The 12,628-nt window shown below is 62.9% G+C and carries 18 protein-coding genes and 4 tRNA genes; 18 read left to right on the top strand and 4 right to left on the bottom strand.

Annotated features, from left to right (window positions below; all coding sequences use genetic code 11):
* Nucleotides 1–166 precede the first annotated feature (166 nt).
* Together F600_RS0126015 and F600_RS0126010 are read left to right on the top strand one after the other, a co-directional pair.
* The gene (locus F600_RS0126015; RefSeq protein WP_174523562.1) at nucleotides 167–502 is read left to right on the top strand and encodes a guanyl-specific ribonuclease; all 336 of its coding nucleotides are present in this window, start codon (nucleotides 167–169) and stop codon (nucleotides 500–502) included.
* Nucleotides 499–786: a barstar family protein gene (locus tag F600_RS0126010; RefSeq protein WP_018163605.1), complete on the top strand. Its 288-nt coding sequence runs from the start codon at nucleotides 499–501 to the stop codon at nucleotides 784–786. Before F600_RS0126015 ends, F600_RS0126010 begins: the two co-directional genes overlap by 4 nt.
* Here F600_RS0126010 and F600_RS0126005 read toward each other — a convergent pair.
* Nucleotides 775–1,821, bottom strand: a complete 1,047-nt coding sequence (locus F600_RS0126005; protein WP_018163604.1) for an MBL fold metallo-hydrolase — start codon at nucleotides 1,819–1,821, stop codon at nucleotides 775–777. The two genes, F600_RS0126010 and F600_RS0126005, sit on opposite strands and share 12 nt — an antisense overlap.
* Before the next feature lie 57 nt (nucleotides 1,822–1,878).
* Complete coding sequence (locus tag F600_RS0126000; protein ID WP_018163603.1) at nucleotides 1,879–3,132, bottom strand: geranylgeranyl reductase family protein; 1,254 nt, start codon at nucleotides 3,130–3,132, stop codon at nucleotides 1,879–1,881.
* 75 nt (nucleotides 3,133–3,207) lie between these two features.
* Between F600_RS0126000 and F600_RS0125995 the strand changes: the two genes are divergently transcribed.
* Entirely contained in the window at nucleotides 3,208–4,203 is a 996-nt protein-coding gene (locus F600_RS0125995) for a polyprenyl synthetase family protein (protein ID WP_040632713.1), read from the top strand.
* An 8-nt stretch (nucleotides 4,204–4,211) separates the two neighbouring features.
* Here F600_RS0125995 and F600_RS0125990 read toward each other — a convergent pair whose 3' ends face one another.
* Nucleotides 4,212–4,703 (bottom strand): YajQ family cyclic di-GMP-binding protein, encoded by a 492-nt coding sequence (locus F600_RS0125990; RefSeq protein ID WP_026306968.1) that lies wholly within the window; start codon nucleotides 4,701–4,703, stop codon nucleotides 4,212–4,214.
* A gap of 134 nt (nucleotides 4,704–4,837) precedes the next feature.
* On the opposite strand from F600_RS0125990, the gene F600_RS0125985 reads away from it, so the two are divergent.
* From F600_RS0125985 to F600_RS29905, 13 genes are all read left to right on the top strand, one after another.
* A tRNA-Tyr gene (locus F600_RS0125985) sits at nucleotides 4,838–4,918 on the top strand.
* Between the two features lie 174 nt (nucleotides 4,919–5,092).
* Nucleotides 5,093–5,165, top strand: a tRNA-Thr gene (locus F600_RS0125980).
* Between the two features lie 49 nt (nucleotides 5,166–5,214).
* A tRNA-Met gene (locus F600_RS0125975) sits at nucleotides 5,215–5,287 on the top strand.
* Between the two features lie 65 nt (nucleotides 5,288–5,352).
* Nucleotides 5,353–5,523, top strand: coding sequence for a 50S ribosomal protein L33 (gene rpmG / locus F600_RS0125970; protein WP_018163600.1), 171 nt, complete (start codon nucleotides 5,353–5,355; stop codon nucleotides 5,521–5,523).
* 166 nt (nucleotides 5,524–5,689) lie between these two features.
* Nucleotides 5,690–6,181: a (3R)-hydroxyacyl-ACP dehydratase subunit HadA gene (hadA, locus tag F600_RS32525; RefSeq protein ID WP_081629044.1), complete on the top strand. Its 492-nt coding sequence runs from the start codon at nucleotides 5,690–5,692 to the stop codon at nucleotides 6,179–6,181.
* Nucleotides 6,162–6,587, top strand: a complete 426-nt coding sequence (gene hadB / locus F600_RS32520; protein ID WP_018163598.1) for a (3R)-hydroxyacyl-ACP dehydratase subunit HadB — start codon at nucleotides 6,162–6,164, stop codon at nucleotides 6,585–6,587. The genes hadA and hadB overlap by 20 nt, the downstream gene beginning before the upstream one ends.
* A gap of 182 nt (nucleotides 6,588–6,769) precedes the next feature.
* A tRNA-Trp gene (locus F600_RS0125955) sits at nucleotides 6,770–6,842 on the top strand.
* 28 nt (nucleotides 6,843–6,870) lie between these two features.
* The gene (gene secE / locus F600_RS0125950) at nucleotides 6,871–7,215 is read left to right on the top strand and encodes a preprotein translocase subunit SecE (protein ID WP_018163597.1); all 345 of its coding nucleotides are present in this window, start codon (nucleotides 6,871–6,873) and stop codon (nucleotides 7,213–7,215) included.
* A 38-nt stretch (nucleotides 7,216–7,253) separates the two neighbouring features.
* A complete protein-coding gene (nusG, locus tag F600_RS0125945; protein ID WP_018163596.1) occupies nucleotides 7,254–7,934 on the top strand; it encodes a transcription termination/antitermination protein NusG in 681 nt (226 codons plus the stop codon).
* Between the two features lie 113 nt (nucleotides 7,935–8,047).
* Nucleotides 8,048–8,485, top strand: a complete 438-nt coding sequence (rplK, locus tag F600_RS0125940) for a 50S ribosomal protein L11 (protein WP_018163595.1) — start codon at nucleotides 8,048–8,050, stop codon at nucleotides 8,483–8,485.
* A gap of 97 nt (nucleotides 8,486–8,582) precedes the next feature.
* On the top strand, nucleotides 8,583–9,290 hold the full coding sequence (gene rplA, locus F600_RS0125935) for a 50S ribosomal protein L1 (protein WP_018163594.1): 708 nt from the start codon (nucleotides 8,583–8,585) through the stop codon (nucleotides 9,288–9,290).
* A 124-nt stretch (nucleotides 9,291–9,414) separates the two neighbouring features.
* A complete protein-coding gene (locus F600_RS0125930) occupies nucleotides 9,415–9,771 on the top strand; it encodes a hypothetical protein (protein WP_018163593.1) in 357 nt (118 codons plus the stop codon).
* 64 nt (nucleotides 9,772–9,835) lie between these two features.
* Nucleotides 9,836–10,330, top strand: a complete 495-nt coding sequence (locus F600_RS29905; protein WP_018163592.1) for a DUF4333 domain-containing protein — start codon at nucleotides 9,836–9,838, stop codon at nucleotides 10,328–10,330.
* A gap of 7 nt (nucleotides 10,331–10,337) precedes the next feature.
* Here the strand turns inward: F600_RS29905 and F600_RS29900 are convergent, their stop codons facing one another.
* Nucleotides 10,338–11,240, bottom strand: coding sequence for an alpha/beta fold hydrolase (locus F600_RS29900; protein ID WP_370670703.1), 903 nt, complete (start codon nucleotides 11,238–11,240; stop codon nucleotides 10,338–10,340).
* 323 nt (nucleotides 11,241–11,563) lie between these two features.
* Here F600_RS29900 and rplJ point away from each other — a divergent pair, with 323 nt between their 5' ends.
* Nucleotides 11,564–12,127 (top strand): 50S ribosomal protein L10, encoded by a 564-nt coding sequence (rplJ, locus tag F600_RS0125915; protein ID WP_018163590.1) that lies wholly within the window; start codon nucleotides 11,564–11,566, stop codon nucleotides 12,125–12,127.
* Between the two features lie 73 nt (nucleotides 12,128–12,200).
* Complete coding sequence (gene rplL / locus F600_RS0125910; RefSeq protein WP_018163589.1) at nucleotides 12,201–12,593, top strand: 50S ribosomal protein L7/L12; 393 nt, start codon at nucleotides 12,201–12,203, stop codon at nucleotides 12,591–12,593.
* Nucleotides 12,594–12,628 lie beyond the last annotated feature (35 nt).

Raw genomic sequence — 12,628 nt, 5'->3', positions numbered from 1 at the left:
GCATCGCAGCGACGAAGGAGCGAGGAGCGGAGGGCCCGACGGTGCCCGCCGAGGGGTCTGCGGGCTAGCAATGTCGCTGACCCATCGCGGCGCGCTCGTCGCGATCGCGCTGACCGTCCTCACCGGGTGCGGACCGACGGCCGCACCAACCGACATTCATGCCACCATGACCGCGCTCTCGGAGCCCGGCAGTGCAAAATCCGGTCTTGCCACGTGCCGGCTTTCCGCGCTCCCGCGGGAGGCAACCGACGTGATGCATCGGATCGAACAAGGTGGACCGTTCGACAATCCGGGCAAGGATGGCGCGGTGTTCGGCAACTACGAAGGCGTCCTGCCGAAGATGGGGCGCGGGTACTACCACGAGTACACGGTGGCGACTCCGGGAGCGCAGAATCGAGGCACCCGCCGGATCGTGACGGGTGGGACTCCGCTCGATGATCCTCCGGCCGCGTACTACACGGGCGATCATTATGAGACGTTCTGCGAGATCGAGGGCCGATGAAGACCTACGTTCTGTACGGAAAGAAGATCGATTCGAAGGCCGAGCTCTTCGATGAGCTCGGTCGCGCGGTCAACGGTCCGGGCGGATACTTCGGCAGCAACCTCGACGCGCTAGCCGACTGCCTGCGGGGCGGCTTCGGCACTCCGCGGGACGAGCCGTTCCGGTTCGTGCTCATGGACTTTCACCATGTGCAGAAGGCACTTGCCGAGCAGACCTGGAATGGACTCCTCGAAGTCTTCCGGCATTCCGGCGTGGAACTTGTCCTGGGCGAATCAGTCCATTAGCCGGGGCCGTCGCCACGTCTGTTGGGCACCTTGACCATTCACGATCATGCCGAGTTCTCGCAGCTTCGACGTCGCCATCATCGTGAAGAACATCGGGTTCGGGTTCGCGCCGGAGACGCCGATCTCCTGACACCCCGCGATGAAGTCGCGAGCGAACGCGGACATGTCGTCGACCTCATCGGTGAGGAGGCGTTGCGCGAGGCCGTCCATCGCCGAGGCATGTTCAAGCAGCCTCGTCAGGCGAGCGGCCGCCGCGGGTCGGTCGTACACGGTGAATTCATGCCCAACCGTGACTGACTCGACGGCACCGGTTTCGACGAGCGTCAGGGCCTGTGCGGCGATTGCGAAGATGTTCAGTTGGCTGGCGTCATGCAGGGCCCCACAGGGGCCGTTCGGCTCGTCGGACAGGTGCAGTAGGCCGGCGTCGCGCAGGTAGACGACGACGTGCCCGGCGCAGTGGCCATGCGAGCGGATAACCTGAACCGCACCGTCGGCGAACGACCAACCCGACAGATGTTGAGTACCGATCGTCAGGTGCTCGAGCGGAAGTTCCTCGTACGTCCTCGTGACGTCAGTGACCGCGACGACCGGCTCGAACAACCCCAGCAGCCGGCGCGCTGCGGCTTCCGGGTCGTCGAAGCCAGGTGCCAATCCGGACACGCGCGACATGCTCGTCACCCAATAGCCGACGCTGGCGGGGTACTGGGCGGCATCGTGGGCGCTGACGTAATGCTGCACATCCGCTGGGTCGAGACCGGCTCCGAGCTCGTGAATGAGGTCGTTGTTCGCGACGTGGTCGATGTGTGCGTGCGTCGTGAGCAGTAGGACCTTCGACCAGGGCCGCAGGTCGTCGGCAATGGATCGAATCGCGTCTCGAACGACTGATGTTGCACCGGTGTCGACGACCACCAAGAGCTCACCGGTGCGGTGAACGATCACGTTGCATACGTCCGGCTGGCCCGCCGCCATGATGAGCTCTTGGCCGACGATCATGCGGGTCAGCGGGCCGATCTGGATTTGATCACCAAGCGCCACATTGTGGGTGTACCACGTCAGTCGGCTTCGTATTCGCGGTTCCCGACCAGGGTGCGCTCAGCTGAACGGCGGGCGCTGATCCAACCGCATCGACACCCGGCCGGCCGTGCGCCACATGCGCGCTACGAGATCCTTGTCCTCTTCGGTGATGAGGTTGCCCATCGTGCGCAGCAGGACGTTCAGGAACCGTCGAGACCGCAGTGCGAGCGGCCCACCGACGCGGAACACGCCAGGCTGGGTGCCCAATGCGACGACCCGACGTCCGATCGAGAAGGCCGAGCCGTAGTGGGTGCGCAGTTCGTTCGGCCAGGCCTGCGTCAGATCCGGCTCGTCGAGCATCGCGGCGAGTAGGCGACCGCCTTCGAGGCCGTAATCGATTCCTTCGCCGTTGAGCGGATTGATGCAGGCCGCGGCATCGCCGATGCAGGCCCAGTTCTTACCCGCGAAATTGGAGACGCTGCCGGCCATCGGCAGCAACGCCGAACGCAGGGCGCGGACCTCGCCGACGAAGTCCCACTCCTTGCGCTGTTCCTCGGCATATTGCTCGAGTAGCGGGTGGAGAGCGACGCGGGCGGGACGCTTCTTGGTGGATATCGAGCCGAGACCGACGTTCACCTCGCCGTTCCCGAGCGGGAAGATCCAGCCGTAGCCCGGCACGAATCCACCCGCCGGGTCCTTGATCTCCATGTGCCCGGTGATGAACGGATCGTCGCTGCGCCCGGACTTGATGTAGGCGCGCGCGGCGACCGCATAGGGGAGGTCTTGGTGCCATTCCCGGCCGAGCTGCTTGCCGAGCGTCGACTTCACGCCGTCGGCGACGACCAGAGTGCGACAGCTGACCGTGCGCAGACCGTCAGCGGTCTTGAACGTCACGGAGGTGACGCGGTTGTCCGTCGATTCGACGCTTACGGCCTTCGCGCTTTGAGCCATCACGGCGCCACGCTCGACGGCGTTCAAGCGGATGCGGTCGTCGAGTTCGGTGCGCGGGACGGCGCTGCCGACGACGGGGAACGAGCCTTTCGGCCACTGCAGTTCGGCGGACTTGCCCCACCCGCACATGCGCAGGCCCTTGCTGATGCTTCGAGCCCGGACCCAGTCACCGAGCCCGAGAAGATCGAGCTCGGCCACCGCACGGGGAGTGAGGCCGTCGCCGCAGGTCTTGTCTCGTGGGAACACTGCGGAGTCCGCGAGCAGGACCGAACGACCAGATGCGGCGGCCCACGCGGCCGCCGACGAACCTGCAGGTCCGGCGCCGACGACCAGGACGTCCGTGCTGGCCGGCATCGAGTTCACGTCGCTCATGACATCCATCTTGGCAGGGGTCAACGCGGAGTGAAGTGACGGCCCGACCTGCAATTGGCACGGCACGTGAATTACGGTGTGCTCATGAGCAACGTCGTTGCCGGGGTGGATCTCGGCGACCCAGCGCTGGCGGCTTCGGTCGCCGACGGCCTGCGCCGTGTCGAGGATCTTCTCATCGCCGAATTGTCGGACGGTGAGGACTTCCTCACCGAAGCAGCACTTCACCTGGCCAAGGCCGGCGGAAAGCGATTCCGGCCACTCTTCACGATCTTGAGCGGCAAGCTCGGGCCGAATCCGGATGATCCCGACATCATCACCGCAGCGACGGTGGTCGAACTCGTGCATCTTGCGACGCTGTACCACGACGACGTCATGGACGAAGCGGACATGCGTCGGGGAGCGCCGAGCGCCAACGCACGGTGGGGGAACAGTTTCGCGATCCTCGCCGGCGACTATCTTTTCGCGCACGCTTCGCGCTTGGTCTCGACGCTTGGTGCCGAGGCCGTCCGCATCATCGCCGAGACGTTTGCCGAACTGGTGACGGGTCAGATGCGCGAGACGATCGGCGCCAAGGACCGCGACCCGGTGGATCACTATCTGCGGGTGGTGTGGGAGAAGACCGGTTCACTCATCGCTGCCGCGGGCCGCTTCGGCGGCACGTGCTCCGGCGCCGAGCATGAGCAGATCGATCGCCTGGCGCGTCTGGGCGACATCGTCGGTACCGCATTCCAGATCTCCGATGACCTCATCGACATCTGCTCGCTGTCCGAGCAGTCGGGCAAGATCCCGGGCACGGATCTGCGCGAGGGCGTGCGCACGCTGCCGATGCTCTACGCCCTCGCGGACACGAGCGCAGAAGGCGCCCGCCTGCGGGAGCTCCTCGCCGGTCCGATCACCGACGACGCCGACGTCGACGAAGCGCTCAGATTGCTGCGCGCATCCGACGCGATGGCGCACGCGAAGGAAACGCTGGCCGGCTATGCCAAGCAGGCACAGGAAGAGCTTGCTCGGCTGCCGCAGGGCCCGGCGAACGAGGCCATGAACCGCCTCGTCGCCTACACGATCGAACGCGTGGGGTAAGTCGGGAACTACCGGTAGTTCACGAACTGCAGGGCGATATCCAGTTCCTGCCCCTTGAGCAACGCGATGACGGCCTGCAGGTCGTCACGCTTCTTGCTGCTCACGCGGAGCTCATCGCCCTGAATCTGGGCCTTGACGCCCTTGGGGCCTTCGTCGCGAATGATCTTCGAGATCTTCTTTGCGTTCTCCGAGCTGATGCCTTCGACGAGCTTGCCGGTGATCTTGTAGATCTTCCCGGAGGCGACGGGGTCGCCGGCGTCGAACGCCTTCAGCGAGACGTTGCGACGGATTAGCTTCTCCTGGAAGACCTCGAGAGCGGCCTTCACGCGCTCTTCGGCCTCGGCCTGCAGGATGATCGCCTCGGTTCCCGACCATTCGATCTTGGCGCCGGTGCCGCGGAAGTCGTACCGCTGCGAAAGCTCCTTCGCCGCCTGGTTCAAGGCGTTGTCGACTTCCTGCCGATCGATCTTGCTGACCACGTCGAACGACGAATCCGCCACTTTCACTCCTGTGCGTTGCGCTGGGTGGGCCGATAAGAACGATAGAAAAGGTACCCCGGCCACCGGGTTTGCATTGAGGCACCCGCTTCGTTGTATCCTCGTTAGCGCCGGATCGGACTCGTCTGATCTGGCATGGCAGATTGCCCGAGCGGCCAATGGGAGCGGATTGTAAATCCGTCGCGCAAGCTACGTAGGTTCGAATCCTACATCTGCCACAGGTTCCAAAAATGCCCCGTGACCAGGCTCGCAGAGCCCCGTCGCGGGGCATTTTGTGATCTCCGGCCGGTCCGGTCTGGGGGCCCTCACATGCTGGTTTGGCAGTTGGAACCTTCGGTGTGTAACCTTCTCTAGGCCCCGAAAGCACGGCGAAAGCCACGCAAACGGGGTAGGCCCCCTTAGCTCAGTCGGTAGAGCGTTTCCATGGTAAGGAAAAGGTCAACGGTTCGATTCCGTTAGGGGGCTCGCAGCGTTTGGTGTTACAGCGCCTGGTTCGGTGTGCACCTTGCCGCAAGGCGGTGTAGCTCAGTCGGTAGAGCAAACGACTCATAATCGTTGTGTCGGCGGTTCAAGTCCGCCCATCGCTACAACAGCGGCTTCCGACTGGAAGTCGTAACTATATCGAGAAATCGACCTGGGAGGGGAGGCAAGCGTGGCCTCGAAGAGCTCGGACGTGCGCCCGAAGATTACGTTGGCGTGCGAGGAGTGCAAGCACCGGAACTACATCACGAAGAAGAACCGGCGTAACGATCCTGATCGCCTCGAGATAAAGAAGTACTGCCCGAACTGCAACACTCACCGGGCGCACCGCGAATCGCGGTAGTTCGCTACCGACTGTCAGGCTGTTGGGACGGTACGTTACGAACTGACGTTTATCGGCAACGGCCAGACAGGTGAATTCGCTCGTGACGAATGGCGTTTCTACTGCAGTCGCTTCGACAGAGTCGGTGGCCCGGGTCGAATTCAACCCGACGCGAAATGCGGCCGAGATGGTGGGTTCCCACTATCGCGTCGACGACTTTTATGAAGTCGGTCGAGAAAAGGTTCGCGAATACGCTCGCGCGGTTCAGGATTTCCACCCGGCCCACTGGTTCGAAGCTGATGCAGCGGAACTCGGACACGATAGTCTTCTCGCTCCGCTGACCTTCATCTCGTTGGTCGGCATCATCGCGCAGAAGCGACTGTTCGAGGACCTCATCCACGGATACGACCTCAGCTCTATCCTGCACACCGATCAGGTGCTGGAGTTTCACCAGCCGATCAAGGTAGGCGATCGCCTCACCTGCGATGTTTATGTCGATTCATTTCGTCAGATGGCCGGAACCGACATCATCGTCACGAAGAATCTCGTGACGAATCAGTACGGCGAACTCATTCAGACGACTTTCACCACGCTCATCGCGCGCAGCGGCGATGACGTCGACAGCGACGTTTCGGACGCTGTCAGAGGAGTGATGATGCATGGCGTTACGCAAGTTTGACGAGATCTCGGTCGGCGAGGAATTGCCCGAACGCGTGGTGAAACTGACTCGCGGCGATCTGGTGAATTATGCGGGCGTTTCCGGCGATGCAAATCCAATTCACTGGAGCGACGAAGTCGTCAAGCTCGCCGGCCTGGATAACGTCGTTGCACACGGCATGCTGACCATGGGTCTCGGGGCCGGTTTCGTGACCTCGTGGCTGGGCGACCCGGGCGCGGTCAAGGCCTATAGCGTCCGATTCACCAGCCCGGTCTACGTGGCGGCGGACAAGGCTGCCGAGGTCGAATTCTCTGGTCGAGTGCGGTCGGTCGACGACGAGGACCGGACCGCGGTCATCGCCATCACAGCCAGGCAGGACGGTCGTCGGATCTTCGGTCGGGCAACGGCTACGGTCCGTCTCGCCTGACCTGTCTTGGATGCCTCGCGGCGATTTCTTTCGAGAGCGTGGCGTCCAGTACAGTAGGCATTCGAGGTAACTCAAGTGCTGCGCGCTGCCCTGCCCAGCTTTGCGAAGTAGGCAGCGCGTGTGTTGTGTTATCCCGGAAGAAATGTGGGTTACCAGGTCCTGAAGAGGGCCGGGGAATCCGAAGGGGTGTAGCTCAGCTGGTAGAGCAGCGGTCTCCAAAACCGCAGGTCGCAGGTTCGAATCCTGTCGCCCCTGCCCACGGTGCAACTGACGGAGAGGGTGAATGGTGAGCGAGGAGCCCGAAGGCACAACCGCGAAGCCGACCGGCAAGCGGTCCACGCGAACCACTCGCCCGGCCGGAACGGCAGTCGAGTCGACTGCCGTCGAGGCCGTTCCCACCGGCAGTAAGAAGGCGTCGAAGACGGATACGGCTCGGCCGAACATCTTCAAGCGCATTCGTAAGTACCTCCGGGAAGTCCTGGCTGAACTGCGCAAGGTCATCTGGCCGAGTAAGAAGCAGATGGTCACGTACACCGCCGTCGTGCTGGTGTTCGTGGTCTTCATGGTGGCTTACATCGGTGGACTCGACGTGCTGTTCATCAAGGGCGTCACCTGGCTTTTCGGTTAACCAAACCGCCCACGTAAGCGAAGGAAGCGAGCGCGTTAATGACCTCGGAAAACGACCTCCCCGAAGAGGGCACGGCCGTCGACAGTGTCGACGCTGCTGTCGTCGACCCGGTGAAGGCGCTCGAGACCGAGCTGCGTGCTCTGCCGGGTCACTGGTACGTCATCCACTCGTACGCCGGATACGAAGACAAGGTGAAGACGGACCTCGAGGTCCGCATTCAGAACCTGGACGTCGGCGAGTACATCTTCCAGATCGAAGTGCCCAAGGAACAGGTCACCGAGATCAAGAACGGCCAGCGCAAGCAGGTCAACCGCAAGGTGCTGCCGGGTTACATCCTCGTCCGCATGGAGCTCAACGACGCGTCCTGGTCGGCCGTCCGTAACACCCCGGGTGTTACCGGATTCGTCGGCGCGACCTCGCGTCCGTCGCCGCTGAGCATCAAGGACGTCGTCAAGTTCCTTGCCCCCAAGGACACCGCAGTCAAGAAGCCGGCGACAGCCGCCGGCGACGAGACGATCGCGGAAGCCGTCGCCAAGCCGAAGATCCTCGTGGACTTCGAGGTCGGCGAATCTGTCACCGTCATGGACGGTCCGTTCGCGACGCTGCCCGCCAGCATCAGCGAAGTCAATGCCGAGGCCCAGAAGCTCAAGGTCCTCGTGTCGATCTTCGGTCGTGAAACCCCCGTCGAGCTGGGCTTCACCCAGGTCGCCAAGATCTAACACTGCGCCGCTCTGGGCGCTCGCCCAGACAGCGCAGTGTTTTCAGCCGGAAACCCACGTTCCGGCTACCGGCTCTGTGGTCACAGCCGCAGAGATGAGACAGGAATAAGGAAATGCCACCCAAGAAGAGGAAGAAGCTCACTGCGGTCATCAAGCTGCAGATCAAGGCAGGTATGGCTAACCCGGCACCTCCGGTTGGTCCCGCGCTCGGTCAGCACGGTGTCAACATCATGGAGTTCTGCAAGGCCTACAACGCGGCTACCGAGTCGCAGCGTGGCCAGGTCATCCCGGTAGAGATCTCGGTCTTCGAAGACCGGACCTTTGAGTTCAAGCTCAAGACCCCGCCGGCTTCGAAGCTGCTGCTTCAGGCTGCAGGCGTGCAGAAGGGCTCGAAGGAGCCGCACCGCGTCAAGGTCGCCAAGGTCACCATGGACCAGGTCCGTGAGATCGCCAAGACCAAGTCCGAAGACCTCAATGCCAACGACATCGAGCAGGCCGCGAAGATCATCGCCGGTACCGCTCGTTCGATGGGCATCACGGTTACCGACTAAGAATCATTCGAGCTCTGCTGAATTGTCAGCGGCGCCGACGTGGGAAGGCCGGCCAGGCCTGTTCACCACGACTGAACCATCAGAAGGACAGTAAGAAATGGCAAACACAAGCAAGGCGTACCGCGCCGCGGCCGAGAAGATCGACCGCACCAAGCTGTACAGCCCACTCGAGGCGGCCAACCTGGCCAAGGAGACCTCGTCGACCAAGACCGACGCGACCGTCGAGGTGGCTATGCGCCTCGGTGTCGACCCGCGTAAGGCCGACCAGATGGTCCGCGGCACCGTGAACCTGCCGCACGGAACCGGTAAGACCGCTCGAGTGATCGTCTTCGCCGTGGGTGAGAAGGCGAATGAGGCGGAAGCAGCTGGTGCTGACGCAGTCGGTTCGGACGAGCTCATCGCTCGTATCCAGGGCGGCTGGCTCGACTTCGACGCCGCGATCGCGACGCCGGACCAGATGGCCAAGGTTGGTCGTATCGCTCGTATCCTCGGACCTCGCGGCCTCATGCCGAACCCGAAGACGGGCACCGTGACCCCGGACGTCACCAAGGCCGTCAACGACATCAAGGGCGGAAAGATCAACTTCCGCGTTGACAAGCACGCCAACCTGCACTTCATCATCGGCAAGGCCTCGTTCGACACCAGCAAGCTGGTCGAGAACTACGGCGCTGCCCTCGATGAGGTTCTGCGTGCGAAGCCGTCCACCGCAAAGGGCCGCTACGTCAAGAAGATCACCGTCACCACGACGTTCGGCCCGGGCATCCCGGTTGACCCGAACCGTGTGCGTAACCTGCTCGAGGACTAAGACCTCGTAGTTCGTGAAGTCGCCGCTCAGGATTCGTCCTGGGCGGCGATTTTCGTGTGCGGAAGTCTGGCCCCGGATTTGCTCGACAGGCGAACCCGGCGGTCTGCCCCTAGCATCACCCAGAGTGAAGCGACTTTCGTTCCTCGTGTCCGTCGGCGGTCTGGCTCTGGTTCTCGGTGCGTGCAGTTCCGCGCCGAGCACTCCCGCTGCGAGCACGACGGTGAGCGCCGAGAAGACGACCACGGCCGCGGGAACCAGCGGCCAGCTGCAGCGCCTGGACACCAAGGAGACCGAACGCGACCTGATGGAGAGCTTGTCGGAGAGCGATGCGGTCGTCGACTGTGGGTCCGCGGAATTCATCGAGGTGCCCACCGGCGGGACTTTCGAGTGCGCGATGCGGTCGAGCACCAAGTCCGGCACGATGATCGTCACCGTCGGGGAGAACGGCGCGACGAGCTGGGAACTCCACGAATCCAAGTGACGCCAGGTAGCTGTATGCGTTACTCCACAAGCGAACTCGGCGTCGCTCCAATACGGTAGATCTCATGCGCACTGCCCGTTTCGCTGCCGTCCTTGCCCTCCCGCTCCTTGCGATCGCGGGGTGTTCGAAGCCAGTCACGGTCGATGATCTGCAAACGACGGTCGCCGACGAACTGAACAAGTCGTACGAGCAAAGCGGTCTGAACAAGAAGGTGTCGGCCGTGCACTGCCCGGAGCAGATGAACAACTCCGAGAACGGCAAGACCTACGTCTGCACCGCGGACCTGGAGAACAACAAGGTCCGCGTCGGCGTTGTGCTCCAAGACGGATCGATCAAGTCGATCACGAGCCTCGACGCGGTCTACGACCTGGCGAAGCTGTCCAAGGACCTCACGGACCAGAAGACCAAAGAGGTTGGTCACCCGGTCGCCGTGAACTGCGGAACCGGCCTCAAGGTGGTGCCGGCGGGTGACAAGTTCACCTGCGAGTACATCGACGGCGCGACGAAGACCACGATCGAAGTGACGGCGAAGATCGAGGCGACGCCGACGACGAAGTAGGCGTCGGCTAGCGACCCTGCGCCGCGTTGTTGACGAGAATCGCGGCGATGTCGGGGATCAGCTCCTCGGGGAAGTTGTGGCCCCAGCCATCGATGAGGTGAAGTCGCGCGTGCGGGATCCGGCGCGCGATCGCCTTGCCGCCTTGGGGACGCACGAGCGGGTCGTCGGTGCCGTGCAGAATCACCGTCGGACTCTTGATCCGCTTGGTGTACTGCACGAGGCTGCCCGTGCCGATCGTCGCGGCCAGCTGCCGGACGATTCCGGCGGGGTAGTAGCTGCGCTCGTAGTTCTTCTCGGCTTCTTCCTGGATTTTGGCATCGCTGACCGGGTACTTGCGTCCGCCGATGCTCTTCATGAATTGCACGGAGAAATCGATCCGTTCGGCCCGGCCGGCGTTGGCTCCCGGTCCGCCGAAGAGCGCGTTGAAGCAGCGAGCGGACGGCGGCGGCAGGAATGGTTCGTTCGTCGTGGTGAAGACCAAGCTGAGCGTCCGGACCCGGTCGGCGTGCTCGGCGGCGACGATCTGGGCGATCATTCCACCCATCGAGGCGCCCACGACGTTCGCCGACTCGATGCCAAGGTGATCGAGCACGCCGACGGCGTCCTTGGCCATGTCGACGAGGGTGTAGGGGACCTTGGCGGGCCGCCCGAGTGTCCAGAATTGTGCGGCGCGAACCAGGTTGTTGCCTTCGACGCGGGCCCCAGAGATCTTGCTCGAGAGGCCGATATCGCGATTGTCGAAACGGATGACGCGATTGCCGCCCTCGACCAATCGCTCCACCAGCGGTAGCGGCCACGCGGTCAACTGCGCGCTGAAACCCATGATCAGCAGCATCGGCGGATCGTTCGGGTTACCGATGTCCTCGTAGGCGATTTTCAGCCCATTCGCGTCGGCGAATCCCGCGCGTATCTCCAGATCAGTTGGCATCGTTGCCTCCGTTTTGGATTTCGAATCCTCGCCGCGTACTCTAACTTCTGGCCTTCGAGTATTCGATGGCCGCCCAATCACGTTCTACCGAAGACCGTAGGTCATCGCTGCAAAGCGATTGAAGGTCCGGCCCGACCGGCGACCCACGCAGGATGAATCGAGATAAGGGACTTCAGCTCAGGCTGAAAGTGTTCTTGCCCCGGTGCGCTCTGCGTCCGGGGCTCCTGTCGTTTCCGGCCCTAAATCGTTTCGCTGCTTTGGCCTCGTCTGGACGTAGGACTCGAGAACCAGAGAGGAGGCGAAGTATGGCAAACGCCGCAAAGATCACTGCAGTCGCAGAGATCACGGAGCAGTTCAAGAACTCGTCGGCTGCCGTCGTGACCGAATACCGCGGTCTGTCGGTCGGCAAGCTCACCGAGCTGCGTCGCGCACTTGGTGCCAACGCCACGTACTCCGTCGCCAAGAACACCCTGGTCAAGCGTGCCGCTGCAGAAGCGGGCGTCGTCGGACTCGACGACCTGTTTGTCGGCCCCACCGCTATCGCCTTTGTTACGGGCGAGCCGGTGGACGCGGCGAAGGCCATCAAGGCATTCGCCAAGGACAACAAGGCGCTGATCGTCAAGGGTGGCTTCATGGACGGCAAGACGCTGTCCGTCGACGAAGTCAACAAGATTGCAGACCTCGACTCGCGTGAGGTTCTGCTCAGCAAGCTCGCGGGTGCCTTCAAGGGCAACCTCGCGAAGGCTGCTGGCCTGTTCAACGCTCCGGCGTCGCAGGTTGCACGCCTGTCGCTGGCGCTGCAGGAAAAGAAGGCCGGAGAAGAAGGTGGCGCTCCCGCCACCGATGCTTCCGACACGGCCGCCGAATAGCTGATCCGCAACCGCGCATCACAAACCATTCCCGGTCGCGGATCAGCGACGGGACAACGAAAGGAACGCCATCATGGCGAAGCTCACCACTGACGAGCTGATCGACGCCTTCAAGGAGCTCACCCTCCTCGAGCTGTCGGAGTTCACCAAGAAGTTCGAAGAGGTCTTCGAGGTCACCGCTGCTGCTCCGGTCGCCATCGCGGCTGCCGGTGGCGCTGCTGCCGGTGCTCCGGCTGAGGCTGCCGAGGAGCAGGACGAGTTCGACGTCATCCTCGAGGGCGCTGGCGACAAGAAGATCCAGGTCATCAAGGTCGTCCGTGAGATCGTTTCGGGCCTCGGCCTGAAGGAGGCCAAGGACCTCGTTGAGAGTGCTCCGAAGCCGATCCTCGAGAAGGTCGCCAAGGAAGCCGCTGAGGCTGCCAAGGAGAAGCTGGTCGCCGCTGGCGCTAGCGTCTCGGTCAAGTAAGTACTTCTTACTGCGTCAACGCCCGGTCTTCGGAC

Origin of the sequence: Smaragdicoccus niigatensis DSM 44881 = NBRC 103563 (assembly GCF_000380645.1) — a bacterium.
Classification (GTDB): domain Bacteria; phylum Actinomycetota; class Actinomycetes; order Mycobacteriales; family Mycobacteriaceae; genus Smaragdicoccus; species Smaragdicoccus niigatensis.
Note: the sequence above shows the minus strand (reverse complement) of the source record. Positions and strands in the feature narration are given on the sequence as shown.

What these genes read in the sequence shown, in the direction of transcription:
- hadB (WP_018163598.1), top strand. Translation starts at nt 6,162, where the DNA reads ATGGCGTTACGCAAGTTTGACGAGATCTCGGTCGGCGAGGAATTGCCC.
- hadA (WP_081629044.1), top strand. Translation starts at nt 5,690, where the DNA reads ATGGTGGGTTCCCACTATCGCGTCGACGACTTTTATGAAGTCGGTCGA.
- F600_RS0125995 (WP_040632713.1), top strand. Translation starts at nt 3,208, where the DNA reads ATGAGCAACGTCGTTGCCGGGGTGGATCTCGGCGACCCAGCGCTGGCG.
- rplL (WP_018163589.1), top strand. Translation starts at nt 12,201, where the DNA reads ATGGCGAAGCTCACCACTGACGAGCTGATCGACGCCTTCAAGGAGCTC.
- F600_RS0126015 (WP_174523562.1), top strand. Translation starts at nt 167, where the DNA reads ATGACCGCGCTCTCGGAGCCCGGCAGTGCAAAATCCGGTCTTGCCACG.
- F600_RS0126010 (WP_018163605.1), top strand. Translation starts at nt 499, where the DNA reads ATGAAGACCTACGTTCTGTACGGAAAGAAGATCGATTCGAAGGCCGAG.
- rplJ (WP_018163590.1), top strand. Translation starts at nt 11,564, where the DNA reads ATGGCAAACGCCGCAAAGATCACTGCAGTCGCAGAGATCACGGAGCAG.
- F600_RS29905 (WP_018163592.1), top strand. Translation starts at nt 9,836, where the DNA reads ATGCGCACTGCCCGTTTCGCTGCCGTCCTTGCCCTCCCGCTCCTTGCG.
- rplK (WP_018163595.1), top strand. Translation starts at nt 8,048, where the DNA reads ATGCCACCCAAGAAGAGGAAGAAGCTCACTGCGGTCATCAAGCTGCAG.
- F600_RS0126000 (WP_018163603.1), bottom strand. Translation starts at nt 3,132, where the DNA reads ATGGATGTCATGAGCGACGTGAACTCGATGCCGGCCAGCACGGACGTC.
- nusG (WP_018163596.1), top strand. Translation starts at nt 7,254, where the DNA reads ATGACCTCGGAAAACGACCTCCCCGAAGAGGGCACGGCCGTCGACAGT.
- rplA (WP_018163594.1), top strand. Translation starts at nt 8,583, where the DNA reads ATGGCAAACACAAGCAAGGCGTACCGCGCCGCGGCCGAGAAGATCGAC.
- secE (WP_018163597.1), top strand. Translation starts at nt 6,871, where the DNA reads ATGGTGAGCGAGGAGCCCGAAGGCACAACCGCGAAGCCGACCGGCAAG.